Raw genomic sequence first — 24828 nt, 5'->3', positions numbered from 1 at the left:
CGTCCACGCTAGCCCGCGGCATCCGTTCCTCCCGTGCGCCACGCGCGCCAGTGCACGAACGAGCCGAGCGGGTCCACCGCGGCGAGCGCCGCGCCGTCGCGGCCGAGCACGAAACCGCCCCACGACGCCGCGTCGACGGGCGGATCCCATCGATCGTGCAGCGCCGGCGGGTCGATCGTGATCCACACCGCCTCGATGGTGCGCAGGGTGTCGAGAAGGCGTTCGCGGCCCGCGCGCGGGATGTGCGGCAGCACACCCGGCGTCGTGACGACGAGGGTCGCGCGGGCCGGCGCGCGCGCGGCGGCGGCGCGCAGCACGTCCGGGTCGGACGCGTCGCCGGCCAGCAGCGTCGGCGGATCCGCCGCCGCGATGTCGAGGGCGGCCGCGATCCGGTCGGCGCGCCCGCTCTCGCCCGGCCACACGAGGCTCGTGAGGAACCTCCGGTCGGCCGCGTCCGTGGCATCCAGCGGGTCGAGGTCGATTCCGCCGCGCCACACCACGTGGGGCAGCCGCAGCGTCGGCCCGCCGGTGACCTCGCAGTCCAGCACCACCGTGGAGGTGCCGTCCTCGGGGTCGAGCGCCACGACGCGGCCGCTTTCCCGGTAGCGGTACGAATAGCGGTCGGGGTACAGGCACAGCCCGGCGCTCGCCCCGAGCTCGAGCAGCGCGATCGGCCCGTCGATCGTGGCGAGGGCGGGCAGGAGAGCCGCGCACCTGTGCGGCTCGTTGGTCTGGAGGCGGCGGACGGATGCTGCGGTCACGACCTCGTCGGCGTGCTCGCGCAGCCACCCTGCCCAGGCCGGGAACGCGTCCTCGGGTGCGCCGAGCATGCGGGTGACCGCGAACACGAGGGGCGGCTGCCGGCGCGTCGCCGGAATGCGCGCGAGCAGCGCGGCGAGCTCTGAATCGGCGGCGACCCCGTCCGCCCACTCGGCGTAGAGCGCGGAGCGACCCGGCGCCTCGTCGCGCGCGAAGCGGGCGTACCGCTCGACGACCGCGTCGGTCTCGTCACCATCGGTCTGGTCCGCCACCCCGCCATCCTCGCGCATGGCCGGCCGCCCCACCGCGCAGGCCGCTGGGGTTGAATGGAGGGTGCCGCATTCTGCGGACGAGGAGGAACCATGACCTACGCCGTCGACAAGAGCGACGCCCAGTGGCGCGAAGACCTGACCCCCGACCAGTACGCGGTCCTGCGACAGGCGGGCACCGAGCGGCCGTGGACCGGCGAGCTGCTCGACGAGAGCCGCGCCGGACTGTACACCTGCGCGGCGTGCGGCGCCGAGCTGTTCCGGAGCGGGACGAAGTTCGACTCGCACTGCGGCTGGCCGAGCTTCTACGAGTCGATCCGCCCGGAGGCGGTCGAGCTCATCGAGGACAACAGTCATGGCATGGTGCGCACCGAGGTGCGGTGCGCGAACTGCGGCTCGCACCTCGGCCATGTCTTCCCCGACGGCTTCGGCACGCCGACGGGCGACCGCTACTGCATGAACTCGATCTCCCTCCAATTCACGCCGGGCGACGAGGCGGGAGCGGGGTGATGTCCGGCGCGCTCGACGCCGCGCTGGCACGACGGTCGTGGTCGAAGGTCACCGACGAGGCGCCGACGCACGAGGCGCTCCTCGACTTCGTCGCCGCCGCCGGTCGCGTCGCCGACCACAAGTCGCTGCACCCGTGGCGGCTCATCGAGCTGCGCGGCGCGGACCGCCGGCGCCTGGGCAGGGCGATCAGCAAGGCCGAGGGCGACAAGGGCACGTCGTCGAAGCCGATGCGCGCACCGCTGCTCATCGCGGTGGTGGCGAGCTACAGCAAGACGCACAAGGTTCCCCGGTGGGAGCAGGAGGCCGTCGCCTCCGGTGTCGCGCACGTGCTGAGCCTCGTGCTCGACGAGGCCGGCTGGGGCGTCTTCTGGCGCACGGGCGACTACACGCGGTCGAAGGCCGTCGCGAAGGCTCACGGCCTCAAGAAGAACGAGGAGCTCCTCGGCTGGCTCTATGTCGGCGGCAAGCCGAAGCGCTCGCGTCCGACCCGGCGCAAGGGCGTCGACGCCACCCGCTTCGTCAGCCGCATGCCGAAGGCCTGAACACGGATGCCGCGCCCGAGCCCCCGCCGCTGATCGGCGCGGGATCGGAGTCGGCGCAGCGGCGTCAGCAGAAGCCCGCGATCCCGTGCCACGCCGGGTGGTCCCCCGTGACGCCCTCGCGCAGCACGGTGGCCTCGATCAGCCCGTACGGGCGATCGGCGGCGTAGAAGACCTCATTCGGGTTGTCGAGTCCGAACGGCGTGAGGTCCACCGCGAAATGGTGCAGGTTGGGCATCGAGAACCGGATCTCGTCGATCTCGGTGCGCTCCTCGAGCACGCGCCGGCCCATCTCGTACAGGGTCTGCTGCAGGGCCAGCGAATAGGTCTCGGCGAACGCCACGAGCAGCAGCCGCCGCACGTCGGCGAACGCCTCGTCGAAGTCGACGTCGAGGCTGCGGTAACGCCAGCGCGCGGTGACAGAGGTCGCGAGGATGCGGTCGTCCGTCTCGGCGAGGGTCGTGTAGCGGTCGCGGACGAATCCGTGGAACTCGGAGCCCGCGGACTTGAGCACCGCGAGGTCGCGCAGCCCCGAGATGACGGTCGCCTCGGCTCCGACGAACGTGACCACGGCCGTGCGGATCTCGGTGCCGCCGCGTACGAAGGAGTGGTCGTGCCCTTCGCCGTCGACGGGGATGCGGTTCCAGGTGTACTGCTCGGCCTCCCAGCGTCCGCCCGTGACCCATGCGAACTCGCCGGTGAAATGCCGCCCCAGCCGCAGCAGGAAATCCTCCGGCGCACCGACGCCGTCGCGCGCGAAGGCGAACACCGTGTTCTTCTGGGTGTCGGTCGCAACGATGCGGGCGTTGTCGCCCTCGGTGTGGGCCGCCGTGAAGTCCCCGCGCAGCTGCGAGGTCACGGCGAGGTCGGTGACCCTGTGCCGCGGACCGTCCCGGTCGATCCTGACGAGCCGCACCTCGGCCTTGCCGTACTGGTTCGCGCCGAGCACGATGCCGGGCTCGGTCATGTCAGTTCCCCCGGTAGGTGGAGTACGAGAACGGACTGAGCAGCAGCGGCACGTGGTGGTGCTCCCCGTCGTCAGCGACCGCGAAATCGATCGACACAACCGGGTAGAACGTGTCCCGTCCCGTGGCGGCGAAGTACTCGCCGGTGGCGAACGTGAGCCGGAACGTTCCGGCGTCGAGCCGCTCGGGGCCGAGATCGGCGATCCGGCCCGCCTCGTCGGTGACACCGGACGCCACCTCGACGCCGGCCGCCGTGGCGAGCACCACGCCGACGCCACGCGCAGGGCCTCCGAGCGCAGCATCCAGCACATGCGTCGTGATCTGGCTCATGAACCGATGATCCCTTCCAGTCGGAGGAGGGCGATCTGACGCAGCTGCTCCGCCACGACCGGGATCTCCTGCTCCTCAGTGTGGGCCAGACGTGCGTTCAGTGCATCGAGGATCTCGTCGGCGCTGCGCCCGGCCGCCCGGATGAGGAAGACGCGCGAGAACTTCTCCTCGTAAGCGCGGTTGCCTGCGGCGAGCGCGGTCACGACGTCGGCGGACGGCATCCCGATCCCCGCCTGCTCGGCCCGCGACAAGGACGCCTCGGCACCGTCGCCGCCCGGCCGCTCGCCGATGCGGGGATGATGCGCGAGCGCGCCGTCGATCTCGGCCGGCGTCCACGGCGCGGCGCTCGTGCGCGCAAGCTCGAGGAGCTCTGCCGTCGTCGCGTACGGACGCCCCTCGACGACGGCGTCGACCCATCGGTCGATGTCGACGCAGGGGCGCACGACCGCCCGTGCGGCCTCGGCGTCGAGGCGGTTGAACGCATCGAGCTCCATCGCTGCAGCGAGCGCCGTCGGACTCAGGCGGCGAGCTGCGCGCGGAGGCGGTCGACGTGGCCGTGGGGATCCACCCGGTACTCGGCGGACTGCACCGTGCCGTCGGGATCCAGCACGAAGGTCGAACGGATGAGGCCCACGCGCTGTTCGCCGTTCACGAGCTTCGTGCCCCACGCGCCCCAGGCTTCGGCGACGGCGTGGTCCTCGTCCGAGAGGAGCGGGAACTGCAGCTGCTCGGCCTCGGCCCACTCCGCCAGGCGCTCGACGGAGTCGGGCGAGACGCCGACCACGGCGACTCCCGCCGCCTGCAGCGACGCGAGATTGTCTCGGAAGTCGCAAGCCTCGGTCGTGCAGCCGGGCGTGAACGCGGCCGGGTAGAAGTAGACGACGAGACGGCGGCCGGCGAAGTCCTCGGGCCGCACGACCGCGCCGGTGGAGTCGGGAAGCGCGAAGCCGGGGTTCCGGTCGCCCTGGTTCAGCTGCGGCTCGTCTGCCATGTCGCGTGTCCCTTCGATGGTTCGTCGTGAGGAGCCGGTCACGAGGTCGGGTGCACGCCGAACGCGAGAGCCAGCTTCTCGATCTTCTGCGCCCGGCCGAGGCGTGGCAAGTCGCTGCCGTCTCGGACCACGCGACCGCGACCCTCGAAATCGGCCAGGAAGTCGAGCGCCCACAGCACCTCGCTCGGGGTGGGGCAGATGACCTCGTTGATGACGGGCGCCTGCTCGGCCGCGAGGCACAGCTTTCCGGTCATGCCCATCGACACCGTGATGGCGGAGTGGTCGCGCAGTGTCGGCATGCTGTTGCCCACGGTCGGGCCGTCGATCGGCCCGGGCAGGTTGCCCACACGGCTGGCGACGACGAGTCGGGCGCGCGGGTAGGCCATCGCCTCGGCATCCGCGCTCATGCCGGTGTCGCGACGGAAGTCGCCGCTGCCGAACGCGAGGCGGAACGCACCGCGGGCGCGCGCGATGTGGGCGGCATCCTCCATGCCCAGCGCCGACTCGACGAGGGCGACGACCGGCACGCTGCCGCCGAGGCGGTCGAACGAGCTCGTGACCTGGTCGGGCGATTCGGTCTTGGCGAGCATGATGCCCTCGAGCGACGGGATGCCCGCCAGGGCGGCGAGGTCGTCGGCCCAGAACGGGCTCTGCGCGTCGTTGACGCGGACCCACGCACGGCCGCCGCCGCGGAGCCAGTCGGCGACGTCCTGGCGCGCCTGCTGCTTGTTGCGGGGGTCGACCGCGTCCTCGATGTCGAGCACGACGGCGTCGGCACGCGACGCCGCCATGTCGTCGAAGGACGCAGGGCGGGTTCCCGGCACGAGAAGCCACGAACGCGCGATCGATGGGTCCACCGCGCGGTGGCGCGCGGGGCGCGACGGGATCAGCGACCGCAGGTCGTCCTCCGCGTCGAGGACCTCTGCGCCGCCGCCATAGGGATCTGCCGACATCTCACTCTTCTTCCGTATCGTCACGTCTACCCGGCCGGGGCGGCCGGTGTCGGCGCTCAGGCCGCGTCGCGGCGCAGCAGGCGACCGCGGGGCTCGGCGAAGTCGACCCGTTCACCCCGCAGGAAGGTCTCGCGGACGACGCCCGTCAGGGCGCGGCCGTCGTACGGCGAGAGCGGGTTCTTGTGGTGCAGGCGGGCGACGTCGACGACGAACCCGGCGTCGGGTGCGAACACCCGACAGGTCGGCGTCGAAGCCGAGCGCGATCCTGCCCTTGCGGTTGAAACCTGCCAGGGCCGCCGGACGCGCCGACATCCATTCCACCACCTTCTCGCGGGAGATGCCTCGTCGCCTGGCATCGGTCCAGACGATGGGCAGCCCGAGCTGGAGCGGCGAGACGCCTCTCCACGCGACGCCGAAGTCGCCCTGGTCCAGGTCGATAAGGTCGAGGGTCGCGGGCGAATGGTCGCTGACGATGCTGTCGATCGTGCCGTCGAGGAGCCCCGCCCAGAGCCGATCGCGGGTTCGCCGCCGGTCGGCACCCGCCGGCCGCGCACGACGAGGTCGTGCTGTGGGTCCGTTCTCTCATGGGGTCACCGGCGTCAGGTGAGACGGATCTGACGGTTGACGTCCTTGTAGAGCAGGTACCGGAACGGCTCGGGGCCGCCGGCGTAGCAGGCCTGCGGGCAGAAGGCCCGGAGAAGCATGTAGTCGCCGGCCTCGCACTCGACCCAGTCCTCGTTGAGCCGGTACACCGCCTTGCCCTGCAAGACGTAGAGGCCGTGCTCCATGACGTGGGTCTCGGCGAACGGGATCGACCCGCCGGGCTGGAACGTGACGATGTTGACGTGCATGTCGTGCGCGAGGTCGTCGGGATCGACGAAGCGGGTGGCCGCCCACGCGCCGTCGGTGTCGGGCATGGCGCGCGGTTCGATGTCCTGCTCGCGCGTGACGAACGACGCGGGCACCGGTATGCCGTCGACCGGTTCGTAGGCCTTGCGGATCCAGTGGAACGTCGTCGGCTCACCGTGTTCGTTGGCGAGGGACCAGTCCACCCCCGGCGCGAGGAACGCGTACCCGCCCGCCTCGAGCGCGTGCCGCTCGCCGTCGAGAGTGAGCGCGAGCACGCCCGCCGTGACGAAGACGACGCCCTCGACGCTCGTCTCGCGCTCGGGCGCCTCGGCTGCGCCCCCCGGGCCGATCTCGACGATCAGCTGCGCGAACGTCGTCGCCGACCCCGCGACCGGGCGTGCGAGAATCCACGAGCGAGTGTTCGTGAAGCCGGGCAGGCTGCTCGTCACGATGTCGCGCAGCGCTCCCTTCGGGATGAACGTGTACGCCTGCTTCACGACGGCCCGGTCCGTGAGGAGTGCGGTCTGCGGCGGCAGTCCGCCTCGCGGCGTGTAGTAGCTCATGCGTTCTCCTCGCTCCTGACGGACGCCGGATGCGCGAGCGTGGCCAGCGCGGCGAGGTTCAGGCCCGCGGCATCCGTCAGCTCGGCCTCGGTGAGGGCACCGCAGGCGACGCCGCGGACCACGAACGCCGAGAGCGCGCGGACGGTCGCGGGCTCGTCGAGCACCGCGCCGCCGTCGGCACGGCCCACGTAGGCGCGCAGGCGCATGGCGGCATCCGCGAACCCCTCCCGGTAGAACCGGGCGTTCGCCACGAAGCGCGGCACGAGCTGCGCCGGATGAAGGTCCCACCCCTGGAAGAAGCCGCGCTCCAGCGACCGCCGCGTGAGCCGGGCGCTGAGGCGCCACGCCGCGCGCACGGCGTCGGCATCGCCGACCGGGAGGATATTCGTCGAGCCGTCCGACAGCCGCACGCCGGTCTGCGCCGCAGCCACCTGCATGACGTTCTTGGCGTGGTCGGCCGCAGGGTGGTCCAGCGACTGATATCCCGGGGCGATGCCCAACGCGGCGCTGTAGTCGTAGGTGCCGTAGTGCAGCCCGTTCACGCGACCCTCAGCGGCGTGGATCGCCCTCGCCAGCGGCGAGGTCCCGTCCGCGCCGAGCACGATCTGCGCCGTCTCGACCTGCATCTCGAACCGCAGCCGCCCGGCCGGGAGCCCGTGATGCTGCTCGAGGCGGTCGCAGAGCCGCGCCATCGCCTCGATCTGCGCGACCGTGGTCACCTTCGGGAGGGTGAGCCGGAGGCCGTCGGGCAGATCGCCGGCGTGCAGCAGCGTCGCCAGGAACAGATCGAGAGAACGGATGCCGCGTCCCCGCGTCGCACGCTCGAGCCCCTTGATGCGGATCCCGAAGAACGCGGGCGCCTCGCCGCTCGCGAGAGCGTCGAGGAGCAGCCCCGCCGCCCGGCGCACGTCGGCGTCCTCCGTCTCGTCGCCGCGGTCGCCATAGCCGTCCTCCAGGTCGAGGCGGAGGTCTTCGATCGGCTCCGACGCGAGCTTCGCCGCGACGAGGGCTGAGACATCGCGGGCGAACTCATCGGGCACGCCCAGGTCCCGGACGACGGCGTCCATACCGCCCTGGACGGCGACGGCCGCGAGCGCCGCAGCGCCCCACTCGCGCGGGAGGGCCGGGGCGTATCGGTCGGCCGACACGTAGACCGTGTGCACGGGCTGCCGGGCGCCGTCGTCGCCCGGATAGCCGTCGGCGAGGAGCCGGTCGGTGGGTGCCAAGAGGCGGTCGATGCCCGCGAGGTCGTCGGGCGTCACCACCGGTCCCGTCACCGCGCGCTCTTCCGGTCGGGCGCCGTCGTCGGCGCGCGACGGGAGGGTGCGGTGCGGCGGCGACCCCTTCGGCACGGTCTCAGCATGCCATCCCGCGGCGCGACGCGGGATGCGCAATCGCGTGGTCCGGCGTCAGCGGCCGCGGCGCGGCATCCATCCCCACGGCGTGGCAGCCACGACCACCGACAGGATCGCGAGCGTCGACATGAGGAGGGAGGGGCCGAGCGTCGGCGCGGCTTCGGTCGGCCAGATCGCGTCGATCAGCACCGAGGTGACGACCTGGCCCACGACCGTGCCGAGGCCGAGGAGCAGGACGCCGGTGTAGGGCACGAGCGCCGCCGCCAGGAAGATGTAGGTCACCCCGATCACGCCGCCGAGGTACAGCCACGGGTCGGAGGGAAACGAGGTCGCCGGCCCGGCGATCGCGGTGTGGATGAGTTCGGCGACGCCGAGCACCGCCGTACCGCCGATGAAGTTGACGAAGGTCGCCGTCAGGGGCGTGCCGACGCGCTGACGCAGCCGGCCGTTGACCGCCGACTGCCACGCGATGCCCGCGCCGACGAGGAACGGCAGCACGAGGAGCACCGGCGGGGCATGCACGCCTCCGGCGAGCGAGACCCCCGCGGCGAGCACCGCGAGCGCGCCGCCGACGAGGCGGGCAGGGGTCACCGCGACGATTCCCGCCGGGCCGATCCCGGCACGATCCAGCAGCAGACCGCTCACCGTCTGGCCGGCGACGACGCCCACCGTGAACAATGCGACGCCGATGATCCCGACCGCGAGCGATTGGGTAGCGACCGAGAGCGCGCCGGCCACGCCGCCGCACAGCATCCAGATCGGGATGCTGCGGGCGCGCAGCCCCGAGACCAGGGCGCCGAATCCACGGCGCCCCTGCGGCAGCGCCGCCGACAGCACGACGAGGACGAGCAACCCCGAAGCGAACGAGATCACGGCGGCGGCGAACCCGTCGCCGATGCGGACGCCGAGCTGGCCGTTGACACGCGCCTGCACGGCCGTGAGCACGCCGATGAGCGCGGCGCCGCCGAGGCCGATCCAGACGGGCAGGCGGCGTGCGGTCACCCGATCCATCCTCTCCCGCCCGAGGGCTGGAGCCGACCGCGTGGCGCGGACCGGTGGCGGCGAGTCCCGGGAATCTGGAGCCGACTACGGGACTTGAACCCGTAACCCCCGTATTACAAGTACGGTGCGCTACCAATTGCGCCAAGTCGGCAGAGCGCCCAGTCTAGCGGCGCCCGCGCGAGGACCCGTTCAGGGGGCCGTCGGAGTCGGCGTGGGGGTCGGCGTGGCCTTGTAGTACGCGTCGCTCGCGATCGTCAGCACGAACTGCGCGAACTCCTTCGGGTCGCCGAGCTCGCCGACGTACTGCGTGCCGTTCACCAGCACCATCGGCGTGCCGGTGAGGGCGGCGCCGTCGGTGCCGGGGAGTTCCTTGAGCGCCTGCTCGGTCGCCGACTTCGCCCACGATGCGTACGACTGCTCCTCGATGCACGCGCGGACGACCTTCGGGCCGTCGAGCCCCGTCGCCTGCGCCACGTCCGCAAGCTGAGTGTCGGTGAGACCGTCGGAGTCGACCTCGGGCTGCTGGCGCAGAAGCGCGTCGTTGAAGGCGAAGAAGTAGTCCGGCGCGTGCTGGGCGACGCAGGCGGCGGCGCCGGCGGCGCGCAGCGAGTACTTCGTGCCGTTCGACTTCGCCGTGAGCATGGCGACCGGGTAGTACGTCAGCGTCGCCGCGCCGTCGTCGACCCACTCTGACAGTTGCTTCATGTTCGCGAGCTGGAATTCGCGCGAACCCGTCGACAGGTAGTCGACGTACACCCGGATGTCGACCGCCGGCGCCTCCGTCGGGGTCGCGGTGGGAGTCGGCTCGGTCTCGGGGGTCGTCGACGCCTCGCCCTCGACGAGGCCGCCGGCGCCGGGGTCGGCGGCGACGCCTGCTCCGGCGACGTCGGTCACGACGAACCCGCCGTCGACGCCCTTCGCGGGACTCATGGTCGGCTTCGAGGCGCTCGATGAGACGGTCCAGGACACCACGACGGCGATGACCGCCACGAACGCGATCGCGACGGCGACGAGCGACGTGCGGCGGATCAGGCGCGCTCGGGACTGGCGCGCCTTCACCTGCTGCGCCTTCTCACGCACGGCGTCGCGGCGCTCGCTGGGCGCGGCGTTCTGTGACTCGTCGCTCGACATGGAACCTCTCGGGGCGGAAAGTGGGCCGGTGATCCGGCGGGGCCAGACGGGAAATCGGCCGTCCACGATGCTAGTCAGCCACCCTGGGAAATGCCCAGACGCAAGCTCCGCGCGCGCCGTGTCATACTGTTCCTTGCGCCCGATGGCGGGCGTGCGGGTAAGCCCCCGCTCATTCCTCACTACGGATCGTCCGGCACGTACCTGCCGGTGAAGGAGAAGAGAACATGGCGTCCGTCACGTTTGACAACGCAACTCGTCTGTACCCCGGGGGCACTCGCCCCGCCGTCGACAAGCTCAACCTCGAGGTCGGTGACGGGGAGTTCCTCGTTCTCGTCGGCCCGTCGGGTTGTGGAAAGTCCACGTCGCTGCGCATGCTGGCCGGCCTCGAAGAGGTCAACGCCGGCCGCATCCTCATCGGCGACCGCGACGTCACCGACGTCCCCCCGAAGGACCGCGACATCGCGATGGTCTTCCAGAACTACGCGCTGTACCCGCACATGACGGTCGCCGAGAACATGGGCTTCGCGCTCAAGATCGCCGGCGTCGGCAAGGAGGAGCGCGCTGCACGCGTCCTCGAGGCCGCCAAGCTCCTCGACCTCGAGCAGTACCTCACCCGCAAGCCGAAGGCCCTCTCGGGTGGTCAGCGTCAGCGCGTCGCGATGGGCCGCGCGATCGTCCGTCAGCCGCAGGTGTTCCTCATGGACGAGCCGCTGTCGAACCTCGACGCCAAGCTCCGCGTGCAGACCCGCACCCAGATCGCGTCGCTGCAGCGCCGTCTCGGTGTCACCACCGTCTACGTCACGCACGACCAGACCGAGGCGCTCACCATGGGCGACCGCATCGCGGTCCTCAAGGACGGCCTGCTCCAGCAGGTCGGCACCCCGCGCGACCTGTACGAGAAGCCGAACAACGTGTTCGTCGCCGGCTTCATCGGCTCGCCGGCCATGAACCTGTTCCCGGCGCACATCGCCGAGGGCGGCGTGGGCTTCGGCGACACGGTCGTGGGCGTCGAGGCCGACACGCTCGGCAAGGCGCACGGTTCCGAGGTCACCATCGGCGTCCGTCCCGAGGACATCCAGGTCGCTCCGGCCGACGGCAAGGGCCTCGAGGTCGTCGTCGACCTGGTCGAGGAGCTCGGCGCCGACGGGTACCTGTACGGTCACGCCGATGTCGCGGGCAAGCGCACCGACATCGTCGCCCGCGTCGACGGCCGCCGTCACCCGCTTGCGGGAGACAAGGTCATGCTGGCCCCGGTCCCCGGACACGTCCACGTGTTCGACATCGAGTCGGGCGAGCGCCTCACCGACAAGGCCATCGCTGCGGCGTAACGCTGATTCGTTCGCGACGGCGCGGGTGGGAGACTCTTCCCCCGCGCCGTCGCTCGTTTCTCCAGGAGGGGACCGTGCCTGACGCCCTGAGCATCACCGCCTCGAGCGTCGATCCGGGACTGCTGACGCTGCCGTGGTCGACGCCGCTCGGTGAGTGGCCGTCGAGCCACATCGTGTTCCTGCCGAAGGGCATATCGCGCCATCTGGTGCGGTTCGCCAACCTCTCAGGCCGGGTGGTCGCCATCAAGGAGACCACGAAGGCGATGGCGCAACGCGAGTACGACATGCTCGGCAACCTCGCCCGCCTAGATGTGCCGTGCGTCGAGCGCGTCGCCGTGATCGCCGGTCGAGCGGATGCCGCGGGCGAACCTCTCCCGGCAGCTCTGGTCACCGCACACCTGAAGTTCTCGCTCCCCTACCGCGCGCTGTTCACGCAGGTGCTGCGCCCCGACACCGCCACGCGCCTCGTCGACGCGCTCGCGCTGCTCCTCGTGCGCCTCCACAACGTCGGGTTCTTCTGGGGCGACGTGTCGCTGTCGAACACGCTGTTCCGTCGCGATGCGGGCGCCTTCGCCGCCTACCTCGTCGACGCCGAGACGGGGGAGCTGCACGAGAGCGGCCTGACGCCGGGCCAGCGTGCGCACGACCTGGACGTCGCCCGCACCAACATCGCCGGCGAGATCATGGACCTCGAAGCCGGCGGACGCCTCGAGGGCGGCGTCGACGCCATCGCGATCGCCGACGGGATCGTGTCGTCGTACCACTCGCTGTGGGCCGCGCTCACCGACGAGGAGACGTTCCGCGCCGACGAGGCGTACCGGCTCACCGAGCGCGTGCAGCGGCTGAACGACCTCGGGTTCGACATCGGCGAGATGTCGATCCAGGCCACCACCGACGGAACCCGCGTGTCGATCCAGCCGAAGGTCGTCGACGCCGGCCACCACCAGCGGCGCCTGCTGCGTCTCACGGGCCTCGACGTCGAGGAGAACCAGGCGCGGCGCCTGCTCAACGACCTCGACGAGTACCGCGTGCGCATCTCGCGCCTGGGCGACGACGAGGAGATGGTCGCCCACGAGTGGCTCACCCGGGTTTTCGAGCCGGTCGTCAAGGCGATCCCGTGGGACCTGCGCTCGAAGCTCGAGCCGGCCGAGGTGTTCCACCAGCTGCTCGAGCACCGCTGGTACCTGTCGCAAGCCAAGGGCAAGTCGGTGCCCATCGCCGAGGCGCTGACGAGCTACGTCGACAACGTGCTCCGCCACCGCCGCGACGAGGCGACCCTCATGGGACCCCCGACCGAGACCGTGTCGCTCTCGATCATCACGTCGCCCAACCCCGTGATCGACGACGACGAGGACGACATCGACTGGCGCGACCTGGTCTGACCCCGGCTCGTCAGTACCCGACGGTGAACCGCTTGCGGGGGTGCTGCGGGTTCTCGATCTCGTCGACGATCGCCACCGCGAGGTCCTCGCCGGAGATGTATGACTCGCCCTCGGCGTCGGTGACGATCACGTCGCCGCCGGTGCGATACTCGCCGGTCCGCTCCCCCGGGTTGTACGCTCCGAAGCCGCCGGCCGGGTGGATGTAGAACCAGTCCAGCGACTCGGGCGCCTCCTTGAGGTCGTCCAGAACGCCGATCGCCTCGAGCGCCTCCGCCTTGTAGTCCTCGGAGAAGGAGGGAAGGTCGACGACCCGCTCGCCGTCTTCTGTGACGAGGCTGCCGCCGGCTCCGCCGATCACTCCCAGGCGGACCCCTTCAGGCAGGAGCGAGGCGAGCGCAGCGATGTTCGGCCGCACCAGGCCCTGCATCTCGCCGCGCGGTGCGACGGCCGAGACGACGACGTCGACGCCCTCGATCTGCGCGAGGAGGTCGGGGACGTCCGTGAGCGAGCCCTCCACGTAGAGTGCCCCCTCGTGGCGCTCGGCGGGGAGGCGGCGGGCGATCGACAGCACGTTGTGCCCCCGGCTCACCGCCTCGGCGACGATGTGACGGCCGGCGTACCCCGAGCCTCCGATGACGGCGATGCGTGCCATGTCACTTCCCTCCCGCGGCGCCCTGGGCCCGCGATGTCGACACCTGGTACAGGGCGACGGATGCCGCGATCCCGGCGTTGAGCGACTCCGTCGCCGACGAGATCGGGATCGACACGATCTGGTCGCACGTCTCCGTCACCAGGCGCGAGAGACCCTTGCCCTCCGAGCCGACGACGATCACGACGGGGCGATCGGCGAGCTGAAGCTCCGGAAGCGACACGTCACCGCCGCCGTCGAGGCCGAGCACGAACACGCCCTGCTTCTTGAAGTCCTTGAGCATCGCCGTGAGGTTCGACGCGAGGGCGACGGGCACGCGCGCCGCCGCGCCCGCACTCGTCTTCCACGCGGCCGAGTTGACGCTGGCCGAGCGGCGTTGCGGCACGATGACCGCCTGGCCGCCGAAGGCGGCGGTCGAGCGGAGGATCGCGCCCAGGTTGCGCGGGTCGGTGATGCCGTCGAGCGCGACGAACAGCGGGGTCTGACCCGACTCGATCACCTGCTCGAGCAGATCCTGCGGGTGGCCGTACTCGTACGGCGGCACCTTGAGCGCGACGCCCTGGTGCACGCCGTCGAAGCCGGCCATGCGGTCGAGTTCGGGACGCGTCACCTCGAGCACCGGGATGTCACGGTGCGTGGCGATCGCCAGCATCTCTTTGACCCGGTCATCCATCTCGACGCGCTGCGCGATGTAGAACGCCGTCGCGGGGATCTTGGCGCGCAGCGCCTCGAGCACCGAATTGCGGCCGGTGACCGTCTCGGTGTCGTCGTCCTTCTTCGCCGGGCGCGACGTGCGGGGCGCGGGCTGCCCGGGCTTTCCTTTGCCGCCGGCCGCCGCGTACCGCTCAGCGGCGGCCTTGCGCTTGCCGGCCGGGTGCCACGCGCGGTCCTCCGCCTTGGGCGTCGGCCCGCGACCCTCGAGGGACCGCTTGTTCTTGCCGCCGGTGCCCTTGGTGGGGCCCTTCTTGCTGCTCTTGCTGGCGCCGGGGCGTCCTGGCTTTGCCATCAGTTCTCCTTCGTGCGGGCCGCGGCCCGTCAGTTGCTCTCCACCGGACGAGGAGCGTCGGCGACACTCCAGTGCGTCCCGTCGGGACCGTCTTCGAGGGCGATGCCGGCCGCCGCGATCGCGTCGCGGATGCGGTCGGCGGCCGCCCAGTCCTTGGCTGCGCGCGCGTCGGCGCGCTGGGCGATCATGGTCTGCACCAGTGCATCGAGAGCGGATGCCTCGGCCGAGGCGTTCGTGGACCGCCAGTGCGGATCAAGGGGGTCGATGCCGAGCACGCCCGCCATCACGGCGACGTCGGCGAATGCACGCAGCGCGCCGGCGCGGTCGCCCGCGTCCAGCGCGGTGTTGCCGTCGCGTACGGTCTCGTGCAGCACCGCGAGCGCCTGGGGCACGCCGAGGTCGTCGTCCAGAGCCGCGGCGAACGCGGCCGGGACCGTGGCATCCACCCTCACATCCTCCGCTCCGCGCAACATGCGGATCGCGCGCTCGAGGAAGGTGCGGATGCGCTCGAGCGCCGCCTCGGCCTCGTCGAATGTCGACGTCGTGATGTCGAGACTGGACCGGTAGTGCGCCGATGCGAGCGCGTAGCGCACCACGAGAGCGTCGCGCTCGCGGAGCAGGTCCTCGGCGAGGACGAAGTTGAACAGCGACTTCGACATCTTCTGCGCGCCGACCGTCACGAGGCCGTTGTGCACCCAGTACCGCGCGAAGCCGTCGCCGGCCGCGGTGGACTGCGCGAGCTCGTTCTCGTGATGGGGGAAGCGGAGGTCGAGCCCGCCGCCGTGGATGTCGAAGTCGGCACCGAGGTAGCGCCGCGCCATCGCAGAGCACTCGATGTGCCAGCCGGGGCGCCCGGCGCCCCACGGCGATGCCCACGTGGCCGATGCCGGCTCGTCGGGTTTGGCGCCCTTCCAGAGCGCGAAGTCGCGGGGGTCGCGCTTGCCGCGCGGGTCGGCGTCGGCGGCCGGCTCCATCGCGTCGATCGACTGGTTCGTGAGCGACCCGTAGTCCGCCCAGGACCGGACATCGAAGTATACGTCGCCCGCGGCATCCGTTCCCTCCGGCGCGGCATATGCGTGACCCGCCTCGATGAGCCGCTGGATGAGCTCCTGCATCTGCGGGATCGACGCCGTCGCGCGCGGCTCGTACGTCGGCGGGAGGATGCCGATCGCGGTGTAGGCGCGGGTGAACTCGAGCTCCATGCGGTACGCGAGCGCCCACCACGGCTCGCCGTCGGTCGCGTTCGCGAGCACCTTGTCGTCGATGTCGGTGACGTTGCGCACGAAGGTGACGCGGCCGTACCGATGGGTGAGCCATCGTCGGAGGATGTCGAAGCTCAGCGCGCCCCGCAGGTGCCCGATGTGAGGGCCGGACTGAACGGTCGGACCGCACACGTAGATCGTGACGTTTCCGGGGTCGAGGGGCACGAAATCGCGCAGGGTCTGCGCCTTGGTGTCGTACAGCTGAACCGTCACCGCACCAGCCTACCGGCGGGCACCGGGACGACCCCTGAGAGACGGGTGGACGGGCGCAGGCGCCGAGTCGGGATAGAACAGTAGGGTGCATGTGCTCGCCGTCCTCGCCGCCGCGCTGCTGTTCGGCACGACCGGCACCTCGCAGGCGCTCGGCCCCGAGGGCACCACTCCCCTGTCGATCGGCGTCATGCGCATGGTGATCGGCGGCACCGGGCTCGCGATCATCGCGTTCTCGCTCGCCGCCGGCCACCAGCGGCGCCTCCCCGCCGGCGCAGTGCGTCCGCGGTGGGGCCTGCGGCCCGTCCTGCTCATGGTGCTGACGGGCGCGTGCCTCGCGCTGTACCAGCCGCTGTTCTTCCTCGGCACGTCGCGCAACGGCGTCGCAGTCGGCACGGTCGTCGCCCTCGGCTCCGCACCGATTCTCGCGGGCCTGCTCGAATGGGCGCTGACGCGACGGATGCCGACACTCGCGTGGATGGGCGCGACCGCTCTCGCGACGATCGGCGTCGTGCTGCTCGGGTTCGGCGGCGGGGCGGGCACGGGCGGCGGAACGGACCCCCTGGGCATCGCCGGATCGGTGGGCGCGGGTGCGTCGTTCGCCGTCATCGCCAATGCGCAGCGGCGTCTCCTCGACGATGGCTGGGATCACTTCACCGTCGTCGGCGCCATGGGCGCGAGCTCCGCGGCGATCTGCGCGCTCGCGCTCCCCTTCGTCGACGTGGCGTGGCTCGGCACCACGCCGGGCGTGGTGATGACGCTCTGGCTGGGCCTCGCCACCGTCTCGATCGCCTACGTGCTGTTCACGTGGGGACTCAGCGGGCTCACGGCGGCCACCGCCGCGACCCTCACCCTCGGCGAGCCGCTGACCGCGAGCGTGCTCGGCATCGTGGTGCTCGGCGAGCGACTGTCGGCGATCGCCATCGTCGGACTCGTGGTCCTCGCCGCGGGGCTGGCGCTCCTTGCGTGGGGATCCCGCGCGCCGCGCGACCCCGCTCCCTACGCCGTCGAGGCGTGAAACCCGGCCCGCGGCCGGAAACACGGCCGAAACCGGCCCATGGCACACTGGGCGCGACATGCAGCGCACCATCGAGATCCGCCCCGACGACCTGACCGGCGAAGCCACCCGCCGCCTCATCGCCCTGCACCTCGCAGGGATGCACGACAGCTCTCCCCCCGAGAGCGTGCACGCGCTCGACATCGATGCGCTGCGGGATCCGTCCCTCTCGGTGTGGACCGCGTGGGTCGACGGAGAGCTCGCGGGCGTCGGCGCCCTGAAGGCACTCGACCCCGACCGAGGCGAGATCAAGTCGATGCGTGCCGACGACCGGTTCCGGGGCGCCGGCGTCGGCCGCGCGCTGCTGCGCCATATCGTGGAGGACGCGCGGCAGCGCGGCATGTCGAGCCTGTGGCTCGAGACGGGCACCACCGAGGACTTCGTCCCCGCGCAGCGCTTGTACGAGAGCGAGGGCTTCGTCGTCTGCGGTCCGTTCGGGGACTACGTGCTCGACCCGTTCTCGGTGTTCATGACCCGCGCACTCTGACGCCCGCCGCGACGGTGCTTCTCAGGCAGGCACGACGAGGGCGACGGCGAACGCCGAAACGCCTTCGCCCTGTCCGGTGAATCCGAGGCCGTCGGTGGTCGTCGCCGACACCGACACCGCCGCACCGCCGAGTGCGTCGGACAGGGCGCGTTCGGCCTCGATGCGGCGTGCGGACAAGCGCGGGCGATTGGCCTGTACCTGCACCGACACGTTGCCGACGCGCCAGCCCGCTTCCCCGAGGAGTGCGACCGTTCGCGTGAGGAACGCGTCGGCGTGCGCCCCGGAGTACTCGGGGTGATCCGTGCCGAAGTGCGTGCCGATGTCGCCGAGCCCCGCGGCCGCGAGAAGCGCGTCGACGATCGCATGGGCGACGGCGTCCCCGTCGGAATGTCCTGACAGCGGCGCCTCGCCGGGCCACTCGAGCCCCGCGAGCCACAGCGTGCCCTCACCGCCGAACGCGTGCACGTCGGTGCCGACGCCGACCCGCGGGAGCGCCGGCACGTTGCCGAGGTGGGCAGCGACGTGCGGCGCGGGCTCGGCGATCAGGTGGCGGGCGCGATCGAGGTCCGCGGGGGTGGTGATCTTGAAGGCGAGGGGATGCCCCGGCACGGCGGCTACCGCATGCCCGGCCTCGGCAACCAAGGCGGCGTCGTCGGTGAAGTCGGCGAGGGCGGCATCATATGCCTCATCGAGCACGTCTCGCCGGAAGCCCTGAGGCGTCTGCGCGGCAGCGAGTTCCGCACGGTCGACCGCGGCGACGATCTCGTCGCCCGCGACACGCTTGATCGTGTCGATCACGGGGAGCACCGGGATGGCGCCCGCCGCGCCGCCGTCGATCGCGGCGATCACGCGCTCGAAGACCTCTGCGGGAGTGAGGGCGCGCGCGGCGTCGTGCACGAGCACGACCTCGACGTCCGCCCAGAGCGCCGCGAGCCCCGCGGCCACGGAGGCCTGCCGGGTTTCCCCGCCTGCGACGACCGACACGAGGTCTCGCCGGTCCCCCGCGGTGGCCAGCGCCTCGCTGATCGCGTCGCCCTCGCGCCCCGCGGGGGCGACGATCACGACCTGCGCGAGCGGAGCGGCGAACACGCCCTCGAGCGCATGGCGCAGGATGCTGCTCCCGTCGATGCCGACGAACGCCTTCGGCGCTCCGGCGCCCAGACGGGTGCCCGATCCGGCGGCCACGACGATGACGCCGACGCGCGGCACGGGAGTGATGCTCACCCGTTCACGCTATCGCGATCGACGGCCGGCGCCGTGCGGGGCCGACCCCTGCAGAACCCCGCACACAGCAGAACGGCGCCCCGTGGGGGCGCCGTTCCAGGAGTCTCAGCTCGCGAGGACCTCGTCGAGAAGAACGCTGGCCTTCTCCTCGTCGGTCTTCTCGGCCAGAGCGAGCTCGGAGATCAGAATCTGCTTCGCCTTGGCGAGCATGCGCTTCTCTCCGGCCGACAGGCCGCGGTCCTGATCGCGGCGCCACAGGTCCCGCACGACCTCGCTGACCTTGATGACGTCACCGGAGGCGAGCTTCTCGAGGTTCGCCTTGTAGCGGCGCGACCAGTTGGTCGGCTCCTCGGTGAAGGGAGCGCGCAGCACCTCGAAGACCTTGTCGAGGCCCTCCTTGCCGATGACGTCTCGGACGCCGACCAGGTCGACGTTCTCTGCGGGGACTTCGATGATGAGATCACCCTGCGTGACGTTCAGCTTCAGGTACTTCTTCGTCTCGCCCTTGATGATCCGGTCTTTGACCTCGATGATCGTTGCCGCCCCGTGGTGGGGGTAGACGACCGTCTCGCCAACCTCAAAAAGCATGGAGTTATGTCCTTTCGGCAACCTCCAGGATACCACAGGCGAAATACGCTAAGGTTCTCCGCCCCCGGGCCCGGGCGGTGCTCCGCGCGGTCGATCACGAGCCCCTAGAATGCTGGAGAACCGTCATCCGTCTTATGGAGGATCCGTGAACCGCCGCCTCATCGCGTCGCTGGCCATCGGGGGCGCACTCGTCCTCACGACGACCGGGTGCAGCATGATCTCGCCGCAGGCGACCACGATCTCCTACTCGGCGGCGGAGGGCACGAACGTTTACGACGCCGGCCCCGTCGAGGTGCGCAACGCGCAGATCGTCGCGAACGAGGACGGCTCGGAGGGCAACTTCGTCGCTGCGCTGGTCAACCAGACAGAGGACTCGCACACCCTCAACGTCGAGTTCGGCGAGGGCGGCCCCACGCTCACTGTTCGCGTGCCGGCCAACACGACGGTGAGCCTCGGCTCCGACGAGGACGAACCGCTGCTCGTCGAAGACCTCGACGCCCTCCCCGGTACCGACGTCACCACCTTCTTCCAGTCCGGCGACTCCGAAGGCGCGATCGTCTCCGTGCCCGTGCTGGACGGCACTCTCGACTACCTCGCGCCGCTCGCTCCCTGAGCGCCGTCGCAGTGACACGAAGAGGGCGCCCCTCGTGGGGCGCCCTCTTCGTCTCTGTGCGGTGCCTCAGCCTTCGAAGCGGTAGCCGAGCCCGCGCACGGTGACCAGCATCTCCGGGGAGCCCGGGTTCTTCTCGATGCGGGAGCGGATGCGCTTGATGTGGACGTCGAGCGTCTTCGTGTCTCCGAAGTAGTCGCTCCCCCACACCCGGTCGATGAGCTGGCCGCGCGTGAGCACGCGTCCGGCGTTGCGCATGAGAACCTCGAGCAGCTCGAATTCCTTGAGCGGCATGTTGATCTCGCCGCCCTCGACTGCGACCGTGTGGCGGTCGATGTCGAGCACGACGCGACCGCCCTCCAGCACGCGGTCCTCGAGGTCGGCGTCGATCTGCGAGAACCGCCGCAGCACCGCACGCATGCGCGCGAGCAGCTCGCGTGCGGAGTACGGCTTCGTGACGTAGTCGTCCGCGCCGAGCTCGAGGCCCACCACGATGTCGACTTCGGAATCCTTGGCGGTGAGCATGATGATCGGCACCGCGGAGCTGATCCGGATCTGGCGGCACACCTCGGTGCCCGGCATCCCGGGCAGCATCAGGTCGAGCAGCACGATGTCGGCACCGCGCTCGCGGAACGCGGACAGCGCGGTCGGGCCGTCCTCGGCGATCTCGACCTCGTAGCCCTCACGGCGGAGGAGATAGGCGAGCGGGTCGGCGAGGTCTGGCTCGTCCTCGACGATCAGGACGCGGGTCATGCGGGGTCTCCATTCGCGACGGATGCGGTGTTCTTGCCGCCGGCGGGGCCGACGGAAGTCTGGGCTGCGGCGGACTCGGCAGCGGCGGGCGTGACTGCGGCGGGCCTGGTCGCACGCGCCGGTCGGCGCTTCGCCGCCGGATCGGCGTCGGCCGGGGCCGGGGGCGCCGGAGCGGCGGGCGTCTCGACCGGAGCGGGGGGTGGTGCTTCAACCCGAGCGGCGGGCGCCTCGACCGCGGCCTCAGCCGCCTCGGTGCCGCCTTCGGCCGCTGCGGGCCGCTTCTTCTTGCGCCCGCGCTTGGGTGCCGGCTCGAGGGCGGGTGCGTCGATCTGCGGCAGGCGGATCGTGAAGGTGGATCCGCGGCCCGGGCGCGACCAGAGACGCACCTCGCCGCCGTGCCGCTGCACCGCGTGCTTGACGATCGACAGGCCCAGGCCGCTGCCGCCGGTGCGGCGTGCGCGTGCGGGGTCGGATCGGTAGAAGCGCTCGAAGACCCGGTCCTGCTCTCCCTCGGCGATGCCGATGCCGCGATCGGTCACGGCGATCTCGACGATCCGGTCCGCTGCCTTGATGCCGACGCCCACGCTCGAGCCTCGCGGCGAGTAGGCGATGGCGTTCGCGATGAGGTTGCCGACGGCTTCGCTCAGCACCTGGGCGTCGCCGTGCACGTAGAGGCCGCGTGCCCCACCGCGCACCACCTCGACGCCGGCGGAGTCGGCCTGGATCGCGTGGGCGTCGAGGGCCGATGCCACGACCTCGTCGATCGAGACGTCCCGCTGCGGAAGCTCGTCAGCGGCCTGCAGCCGCGAAAGGTTCATGATGCGGGAGGTCAGCAGCGCGAGCCGGTTCGCCTCACTCTGCAGCCGCGTCGCGAAGATGCGCACCTGCGGCGGGTCGTCGGCCGCCGACTCGATCGCCTCGGCCAGCAGGCTCACCGCACCGACGGGGGTCTTCAGCTCGTGGCTCGTGTTCGCCACGAAGTCGCGCCGCATCTCCTCCACCCGCTCGCGCTCGGAGATGTCGCGCAGAACGAGGAGGGTGAGCTTGGGCGAGATGCGCGACGCGCGCACCGCCACGAGTCGAGGCTCGGCCGGCGGAGCACCGCGGCGCAACCGCATCGTCTCGGTCGCGCTCGTCTCGGCGATCGCCGCGTCGCCGGTGCGCACGCGGCGAGCGAGGGTGCGCAGCTCGTCGGTCGGCAGCGTGCCGCCCTCGAGCAGATCGAACGCCGCCGCCGCCGAGGACGCCGCGAGGACCGTGAACGATGCGTCGACCACGACCGCCGGATCGTCCATTCCGTGAAGGACGCCGCGTACCCCGTCGGGGATCTCGACCGACGTCTGCGCGTGCGCCCGGTCGCGCGCCCGCATCGACGCGACGACGACGACGGAGATCGAACCGCCGATGATGATCCCCGCCAGGAGGGCGAGCAGCGCGAGCTGCGTCGTGTCCATGCCTCAAGCGTAGGTGCACGCCGGACGCGAGAACGGACCGTGACCCCGCCGCAGGCCCCGACGCCCCGTACTGTTCACCACGGGAGCACCATCCGTTAACCTTCCCTGACGACAATCAGCCGGGCGCGGGCGAAAGCTCCGCCATCCATGAAAGGTGCGTCGGAATGCGCGAAGTCTTCCACCAGTCCCTCGAGGACGTGCAGGGGCGTCTCGTCGAGATCGCCGAGCTCGTCACGGTCGCCATCGACAAGGCGACGCGCGCGTTCGGCACGAGTGACGTGGCGCTGGCGGAAGAGGTCATCGAGGCCGACGCGGTCATCGACGAGAAGGCCGTCGAGCTCGACGAGCTCGCCATCGAGATCCTCGCCCGTCAGCAGCCGGTCGCCCGCGACCTGCGCATCGTGGTCAGTGCGCTGCGCATGAGCGCGTCGCTCGAGCGCATGGGCGACATCGCCGAGCACATCGCCCAGCTCACCCGCATGCGCTTTCCCGAGCGGGCCATCCCCAAGGGCCTCAAGTCCACGTTCCTCAAGATGGGCGAACTCGACGTCGAAGCCGCTCGCCAACTCACCGAGCTGCTGCGCACGCAGGACGGCGACCTCATCGACGAGATCCGCAACGCCGACGACAAGCTCGACGAGCTGCACGTCTCGGTGTTCGAGAAGGTGCTCAGCGACAGCTGGCAGGGCGACCCGTCCGCCACGGTCGACGCCACGCTCGCGAGCCGCTACCACGAGCGCTTCGGAGACCACGCGGTGTCGGTGGCGAAGAAGGTCGCCTACCTTTCCACCGGCGACTGGACGTCGAGCACCGATTCGATCGACGTCGCTCCGTCTCTGTAGAGCCCGTCACGCGGCCCGACGGCTGGGAGCTGTCGCTGCGAAGGCGAAGAAGAGGAAGAGCGGATGCCTCGTGGGGAGGCATCCGCTCTTCCGTCGCCGGTGAGATCAGGCCTTGCCCTGGTTCGCGACCGCGGCGGCGCCGGCGGCGGCGGCCTCGGGGTCGAGGTACTCGCCCGGTGCGAGCGGCTCGAGGTTCTCGTCGAGGCGATACACCAGCGGGATGCCGGTGGGGATGTTGAGCTCGGAGATGTCGGCGTCGCTGATGCCGTCGAGGTGCTTCACGAGGCCACGCAGCGAGTTGCCGTGCGCCGTCACGAGGACCGTCTTGCCGGCCTTCAGGTCGGGGACGATGTCGCTGTGCCAGTACGGCAGCATGCGGTCGATGACGATCTTGAGCGACTCGGTGTCGGGAACAGCGCCGTCGATGCCGGCGTAGCGCGGGTCGCCGACCTGGCTGTACTGGTCGTCGGCCGGAAGCGGCGGCGGCGGGACGTCGAACGAGCGGCGCCACAGCATGAACTGCTCGTCGCCGAACTCTTCGAGCGTCTGCGCCTTGTCCTTGCCCTGCAGGGCGCCGTAGTGGCGCTCGTTGAGGCGCCACGAGCGCTTGACGGGGATCCAGAGGCGATCGGCCGCATCCAGCGCGATGTCGGCGGTCTGGATGGCGCGGCTGAGCACGGAGGTGTGCAGCACGTCGGGGAGGATGCCGGACTCGGCGAGCAGCTCGCCGCCGCGCTGGGCTTCGGCCTTGCCCTGGTCGGTGAGGCGGACGTCGACCCAGCCCGTGAACTGGTTGGTCTTGTTCCACTCGCTCTGGCCGTGTCGGAGGAGGATCAGCGTGTAGGGCGCGGTCATGCGCCCCATGATATCCGCGCCGGATGCCGCGTCCCGATGCTGTGACGGGCACGGCTGGCATCATGGAGGCATGGCGCGGGGACCGGTCGGGCAGATCACGCGCGGCACCACCGGCACCAACCGGCTGCGGCGCGTGGACCGCTGGATCGCGCGGCACCCTGCGCTCCGCCGCGCGGCGGATCCACTCGTGGTCGACCTCGGCTACGGCGCGAGCGGCGTCACGGCGCTCGAGCTGTACTCGCGGCTGGTCCGCACACGGCCCGACGTCGACGTGCTGGGCCTCGAGATCGATCCCGCGCGGGTCGCGCGGGCGAGGGCCCAGCTCGAGCTCGTGCGCGCGGGCGGCACCCCGTTCGCACCCGAGGCCCGCGTCTCGTTCGCGCGCGGCGGCTTCGAGGTGCCCGTGCCGGGCGGGCGGCGGCCGGCGGTCGTGCGGGCGTTCAACGTACTGCGGCAGTACGACGAGTCGGAGGTCGCGGCGGCGTGGGCCACGATGTGCGCTCGTCTCGCACCGGAGGGCCTCCTCGTCGAGGGGACGTGCGATGAGATCGGTCGCGTCGCGACCTGGGCGGCGCTCGGCCCCGACGCCGCGCCGCGGACGCTGACCGTGTCGCTGCGACTGGCAGGGCTGCAGCATCCGTCCGTCGCCGCGGAGCGGCTCCCCAAGGCGCTGATCCACCGCAACGTCCCCGGGGAGCGTGTGCACGCGTTCCTCGTCGCCCTCGACGCGGAGTGGGAGCGCGCGGCGAGCGTGTCGCCCTTCGGTCCGGTGCATCGCTGGCGCACGGCGCTGTCGTCCTTGGTCGACGGCGGCTGGCCGATCCTCGAACGGTCGCGGTGGCGTCTCGGCGAGGTCACCGTGCCGTGGGATGCCGTGGCCCCGCGCTGAGCCGCACCGCTCCGCT

27 protein-coding genes, 1 tRNA gene and 1 pseudogene are annotated in these 24828 nt (G+C 71.3%); 9 read left to right on the top strand and 20 right to left on the bottom strand.

Annotated elements, in window-relative coordinates:
- Nucleotides 1–8: 8 nt before the first annotated feature.
- Nucleotides 9–1031 (bottom strand): DUF2332 domain-containing protein, encoded by a 1023-nt coding sequence (locus MRBLWH7_RS20360; RefSeq protein ID WP_341997825.1) that lies wholly within the window; start codon nt 1029–1031, stop codon nt 9–11.
- Between the two features lie 90 nt (nt 1032–1121).
- Here MRBLWH7_RS20360 and msrB point away from each other — a divergent pair, with 90 nt between their 5' ends.
- On the top strand, nt 1122–1538 hold the full coding sequence (msrB, locus tag MRBLWH7_RS20355) for a peptide-methionine (R)-S-oxide reductase MsrB (protein WP_341997823.1): 417 nt from the start codon (nt 1122–1124) through the stop codon (nt 1536–1538).
- On the top strand, nt 1538–2080 hold the full coding sequence (locus MRBLWH7_RS20350; protein ID WP_341997820.1) for a nitroreductase family protein: 543 nt from the start codon (nt 1538–1540) through the stop codon (nt 2078–2080). Before msrB ends, MRBLWH7_RS20350 begins: the two co-directional genes overlap by 1 nt.
- A 64-nt stretch (nt 2081–2144) precedes the next feature.
- Here the strand turns inward: MRBLWH7_RS20350 and pucL are convergent, their stop codons facing one another.
- The 11 genes and pseudogenes from pucL to MRBLWH7_RS20295 all read right to left on the bottom strand — a co-directional run bounded on the left by pucL (nt 2145) and on the right by MRBLWH7_RS20295 (nt 10216).
- Nucleotides 2145–3044: a factor-independent urate hydroxylase gene (pucL, locus tag MRBLWH7_RS20345; RefSeq protein ID WP_341997818.1), complete on the bottom strand. Its 900-nt coding sequence runs from the start codon at nt 3042–3044 to the stop codon at nt 2145–2147.
- 1 nt (nt 3045) lies between these two features.
- A complete protein-coding gene (gene uraH, locus MRBLWH7_RS20340) occupies nt 3046–3372 on the bottom strand; it encodes a hydroxyisourate hydrolase (protein ID WP_341997816.1) in 327 nt (108 codons plus the stop codon).
- Entirely contained in the window at nt 3369–3866 is a 498-nt protein-coding gene (gene uraD / locus MRBLWH7_RS20335) for a 2-oxo-4-hydroxy-4-carboxy-5-ureidoimidazoline decarboxylase (protein WP_341997814.1), read from the bottom strand. Before uraD ends, uraH begins: the two co-directional genes overlap by 4 nt.
- 23 nt (nt 3867–3889) lie before the next feature.
- A complete protein-coding gene (gene bcp, locus MRBLWH7_RS20330) occupies nt 3890–4363 on the bottom strand; it encodes a thioredoxin-dependent thiol peroxidase (RefSeq protein WP_341997812.1) in 474 nt (157 codons plus the stop codon).
- Nucleotides 4364–4401: 38 nt separating this feature from the next.
- Nucleotides 4402–5316 (bottom strand): aldolase/citrate lyase family protein, encoded by a 915-nt coding sequence (locus MRBLWH7_RS20325; protein WP_341997810.1) that lies wholly within the window; start codon nt 5314–5316, stop codon nt 4402–4404.
- 56 nt (nt 5317–5372) lie between these two features.
- Nucleotides 5373–5835, bottom strand: a pseudogene (locus MRBLWH7_RS20320) (amidohydrolase family protein); the annotation flags it as partial.
- Between the two features lie 80 nt (nt 5836–5915).
- Nucleotides 5916–6728, bottom strand: a complete 813-nt coding sequence (locus tag MRBLWH7_RS20315; protein ID WP_341997808.1) for a bifunctional allantoicase/(S)-ureidoglycine aminohydrolase — start codon at nt 6726–6728, stop codon at nt 5916–5918.
- Nucleotides 6725–8005, bottom strand: a complete 1281-nt coding sequence (locus MRBLWH7_RS20310; protein WP_342002159.1) for an aldolase/citrate lyase family protein — start codon at nt 8003–8005, stop codon at nt 6725–6727. Before MRBLWH7_RS20310 ends, MRBLWH7_RS20315 begins: the two co-directional genes overlap by 4 nt.
- Nucleotides 8006–8137: 132 nt before the next feature.
- On the bottom strand, nt 8138–9094 hold the full coding sequence (locus MRBLWH7_RS20305) for a DMT family transporter (protein WP_341997806.1): 957 nt from the start codon (nt 9092–9094) through the stop codon (nt 8138–8140).
- 66 nt (nt 9095–9160) lie between these two features.
- Nucleotides 9161–9236: transfer RNA gene (locus MRBLWH7_RS20300), tRNA-Thr, on the bottom strand.
- A 38-nt stretch (nt 9237–9274) separates the two neighbouring features.
- Nucleotides 9275–10216 (bottom strand): thioredoxin domain-containing protein, encoded by a 942-nt coding sequence (locus tag MRBLWH7_RS20295; RefSeq protein ID WP_341997804.1) that lies wholly within the window; start codon nt 10214–10216, stop codon nt 9275–9277.
- Between the two features lie 224 nt (nt 10217–10440).
- Here MRBLWH7_RS20295 and ugpC point away from each other — a divergent pair, with 224 nt between their 5' ends.
- Together ugpC and MRBLWH7_RS20285 are read left to right on the top strand one after the other, a co-directional pair.
- The gene (gene ugpC / locus MRBLWH7_RS20290; protein WP_341997803.1) at nt 10441–11544 is read left to right on the top strand and encodes a sn-glycerol-3-phosphate ABC transporter ATP-binding protein UgpC; all 1104 of its coding nucleotides are present in this window, start codon (nt 10441–10443) and stop codon (nt 11542–11544) included.
- Nucleotides 11545–11618: 74 nt separating this feature from the next.
- Nucleotides 11619–12926, top strand: coding sequence for a DUF4032 domain-containing protein (locus tag MRBLWH7_RS20285; RefSeq protein ID WP_341997801.1), 1308 nt, complete (start codon nt 11619–11621; stop codon nt 12924–12926).
- A gap of 10 nt (nt 12927–12936) precedes the next feature.
- Here the strand turns inward: MRBLWH7_RS20285 and MRBLWH7_RS20280 are convergent, their stop codons facing one another.
- Genes MRBLWH7_RS20280 through cysS form a run of 3 tightly spaced genes read right to left on the bottom strand, consistent with a single transcriptional unit; the run spans nt 12937 to nt 16056 of the window.
- The gene (locus tag MRBLWH7_RS20280) at nt 12937–13578 is read right to left on the bottom strand and encodes an NAD(P)H-binding protein (protein ID WP_341997799.1); all 642 of its coding nucleotides are present in this window, start codon (nt 13576–13578) and stop codon (nt 12937–12939) included.
- A gap of 1 nt (nt 13579) precedes the next feature.
- Nucleotides 13580–14581, bottom strand: a complete 1002-nt coding sequence (gene rlmB, locus MRBLWH7_RS20275) for a 23S rRNA (guanosine(2251)-2'-O)-methyltransferase RlmB (protein ID WP_341997797.1) — start codon at nt 14579–14581, stop codon at nt 13580–13582.
- Between the two features lie 29 nt (nt 14582–14610).
- Nucleotides 14611–16056, bottom strand: coding sequence for a cysteine--tRNA ligase (gene cysS / locus MRBLWH7_RS20270; protein WP_341997795.1), 1446 nt, complete (start codon nt 16054–16056; stop codon nt 14611–14613).
- Between the two features lie 85 nt (nt 16057–16141).
- Here cysS and MRBLWH7_RS20265 point away from each other — a divergent pair, with 85 nt between their 5' ends.
- Both MRBLWH7_RS20265 and MRBLWH7_RS20260 read left to right on the top strand, forming a co-directional pair.
- Nucleotides 16142–17071 carry an EamA family transporter gene (locus MRBLWH7_RS20265; RefSeq protein WP_341997793.1) on the top strand — a complete coding sequence of 310 codons (930 nt, stop codon included), beginning with the start codon at nt 16142–16144 and terminating at the stop codon, nt 17069–17071.
- A 58-nt stretch (nt 17072–17129) separates the two neighbouring features.
- Nucleotides 17130–17597, top strand: a complete 468-nt coding sequence (locus MRBLWH7_RS20260) for a GNAT family N-acetyltransferase (protein ID WP_341997791.1) — start codon at nt 17130–17132, stop codon at nt 17595–17597.
- Nucleotides 17598–17618: 21 nt separating this feature from the next.
- Here the strand turns inward: MRBLWH7_RS20260 and ispD are convergent, their stop codons facing one another.
- Both ispD and MRBLWH7_RS20250 read right to left on the bottom strand, forming a co-directional pair.
- Nucleotides 17619–18821 (bottom strand): 2-C-methyl-D-erythritol 4-phosphate cytidylyltransferase, encoded by a 1203-nt coding sequence (gene ispD / locus MRBLWH7_RS20255; protein ID WP_341997789.1) that lies wholly within the window; start codon nt 18819–18821, stop codon nt 17619–17621.
- Nucleotides 18822–18926: 105 nt separating this feature from the next.
- Nucleotides 18927–19409 carry a CarD family transcriptional regulator gene (locus MRBLWH7_RS20250; protein ID WP_045298114.1) on the bottom strand — a complete coding sequence of 161 codons (483 nt, stop codon included), beginning with the start codon at nt 19407–19409 and terminating at the stop codon, nt 18927–18929.
- Nucleotides 19410–19554: 145 nt separating this feature from the next.
- Between MRBLWH7_RS20250 and MRBLWH7_RS20245 the strand changes: the two genes are divergently transcribed.
- Nucleotides 19555–20022 (top strand): DNA modification methylase, encoded by a 468-nt coding sequence (locus MRBLWH7_RS20245; RefSeq protein ID WP_341997784.1) that lies wholly within the window; start codon nt 19555–19557, stop codon nt 20020–20022.
- A gap of 66 nt (nt 20023–20088) precedes the next feature.
- On the opposite strand, the gene MRBLWH7_RS20240 is transcribed toward MRBLWH7_RS20245, so the two are convergent.
- Nucleotides 20089–20772, bottom strand: a complete 684-nt coding sequence (locus tag MRBLWH7_RS20240) for a response regulator transcription factor (RefSeq protein ID WP_341997782.1) — start codon at nt 20770–20772, stop codon at nt 20089–20091.
- A complete protein-coding gene (locus tag MRBLWH7_RS20235) occupies nt 20769–22226 on the bottom strand; it encodes an ATP-binding protein (protein ID WP_341997780.1) in 1458 nt (485 codons plus the stop codon). Before MRBLWH7_RS20235 ends, MRBLWH7_RS20240 begins: the two co-directional genes overlap by 4 nt.
- 164 nt (nt 22227–22390) lie before the next feature.
- Between MRBLWH7_RS20235 and phoU the strand changes: the two genes are divergently transcribed.
- The gene (gene phoU / locus MRBLWH7_RS20230) at nt 22391–23068 is read left to right on the top strand and encodes a phosphate signaling complex protein PhoU (protein ID WP_341997778.1); all 678 of its coding nucleotides are present in this window, start codon (nt 22391–22393) and stop codon (nt 23066–23068) included.
- 105 nt (nt 23069–23173) lie between these two features.
- Here the strand turns inward: phoU and MRBLWH7_RS20225 are convergent, their stop codons facing one another.
- The gene (locus MRBLWH7_RS20225; protein WP_341997776.1) at nt 23174–23923 is read right to left on the bottom strand and encodes a phosphoglyceromutase; all 750 of its coding nucleotides are present in this window, start codon (nt 23921–23923) and stop codon (nt 23174–23176) included.
- Nucleotides 23924–23993: 70 nt separating this feature from the next.
- On the opposite strand from MRBLWH7_RS20225, the gene MRBLWH7_RS20220 reads away from it, so the two are divergent.
- Nucleotides 23994–24812: a class I SAM-dependent methyltransferase gene (locus tag MRBLWH7_RS20220; RefSeq protein ID WP_341997774.1), complete on the top strand. Its 819-nt coding sequence runs from the start codon at nt 23994–23996 to the stop codon at nt 24810–24812.
- Nucleotides 24813–24828 lie beyond the last annotated feature (16 nt).

The organism is Microbacterium sp. LWH7-1.2, from assembly GCF_038397755.1.
Classification (GTDB): Bacteria; Actinomycetota; Actinomycetes; order Actinomycetales; family Microbacteriaceae; genus Microbacterium.
The sequence above is the reverse complement of the archived record's forward strand: the minus strand, read 5'-3'. Positions and strand labels throughout refer to the sequence as shown.

Coding starts and splice junctions, on each gene's coding strand:
- pucL (WP_341997818.1), bottom strand. CDS start 3,044: ATGACCGAGCCCGGCATCGTGCTCGGCGCGAACCAGTACGGCAAGGCC.
- MRBLWH7_RS20295 (WP_341997804.1), bottom strand. CDS start 10,216: ATGTCGAGCGACGAGTCACAGAACGCCGCGCCCAGCGAGCGCCGCGAC.
- MRBLWH7_RS20325 (WP_341997810.1), bottom strand. CDS start 5,316: ATGTCGGCAGATCCCTATGGCGGCGGCGCAGAGGTCCTCGACGCGGAG.
- MRBLWH7_RS20350 (WP_341997820.1), top strand. CDS start 1,538: ATGTCCGGCGCGCTCGACGCCGCGCTGGCACGACGGTCGTGGTCGAAG.
- msrB (WP_341997823.1), top strand. CDS start 1,122: ATGACCTACGCCGTCGACAAGAGCGACGCCCAGTGGCGCGAAGACCTG.
- MRBLWH7_RS20240 (WP_341997782.1), bottom strand. CDS start 20,772: ATGACCCGCGTCCTGATCGTCGAGGACGAGCCAGACCTCGCCGACCCG.
- uraH (WP_341997816.1), bottom strand. CDS start 3,372: ATGAGCCAGATCACGACGCATGTGCTGGATGCTGCGCTCGGAGGCCCT.
- MRBLWH7_RS20250 (WP_045298114.1), bottom strand. CDS start 19,409: ATGCTTTTTGAGGTTGGCGAGACGGTCGTCTACCCCCACCACGGGGCG.
- phoU (WP_341997778.1), top strand. CDS start 22,391: ATGCGCGAAGTCTTCCACCAGTCCCTCGAGGACGTGCAGGGGCGTCTC.
- MRBLWH7_RS20225 (WP_341997776.1), bottom strand. CDS start 23,923: ATGACCGCGCCCTACACGCTGATCCTCCTCCGACACGGCCAGAGCGAG.
- MRBLWH7_RS20315 (WP_341997808.1), bottom strand. CDS start 6,728: ATGAGCTACTACACGCCGCGAGGCGGACTGCCGCCGCAGACCGCACTC.
- MRBLWH7_RS20220 (WP_341997774.1), top strand. CDS start 23,994: ATGGCGCGGGGACCGGTCGGGCAGATCACGCGCGGCACCACCGGCACC.
- uraD (WP_341997814.1), bottom strand. CDS start 3,866: ATGGAGCTCGATGCGTTCAACCGCCTCGACGCCGAGGCCGCACGGGCG.
- rlmB (WP_341997797.1), bottom strand. CDS start 14,581: ATGGCAAAGCCAGGACGCCCCGGCGCCAGCAAGAGCAGCAAGAAGGGC.
- MRBLWH7_RS20260 (WP_341997791.1), top strand. CDS start 17,130: ATGCAGCGCACCATCGAGATCCGCCCCGACGACCTGACCGGCGAAGCC.
- MRBLWH7_RS20235 (WP_341997780.1), bottom strand. CDS start 22,226: ATGGACACGACGCAGCTCGCGCTGCTCGCCCTCCTGGCGGGGATCATC.
- ugpC (WP_341997803.1), top strand. CDS start 10,441: ATGGCGTCCGTCACGTTTGACAACGCAACTCGTCTGTACCCCGGGGGC.
- bcp (WP_341997812.1), bottom strand. CDS start 4,363: ATGGCAGACGAGCCGCAGCTGAACCAGGGCGACCGGAACCCCGGCTTC.
- MRBLWH7_RS20280 (WP_341997799.1), bottom strand. CDS start 13,578: ATGGCACGCATCGCCGTCATCGGAGGCTCGGGGTACGCCGGCCGTCAC.
- MRBLWH7_RS20305 (WP_341997806.1), bottom strand. CDS start 9,094: ATGGATCGGGTGACCGCACGCCGCCTGCCCGTCTGGATCGGCCTCGGC.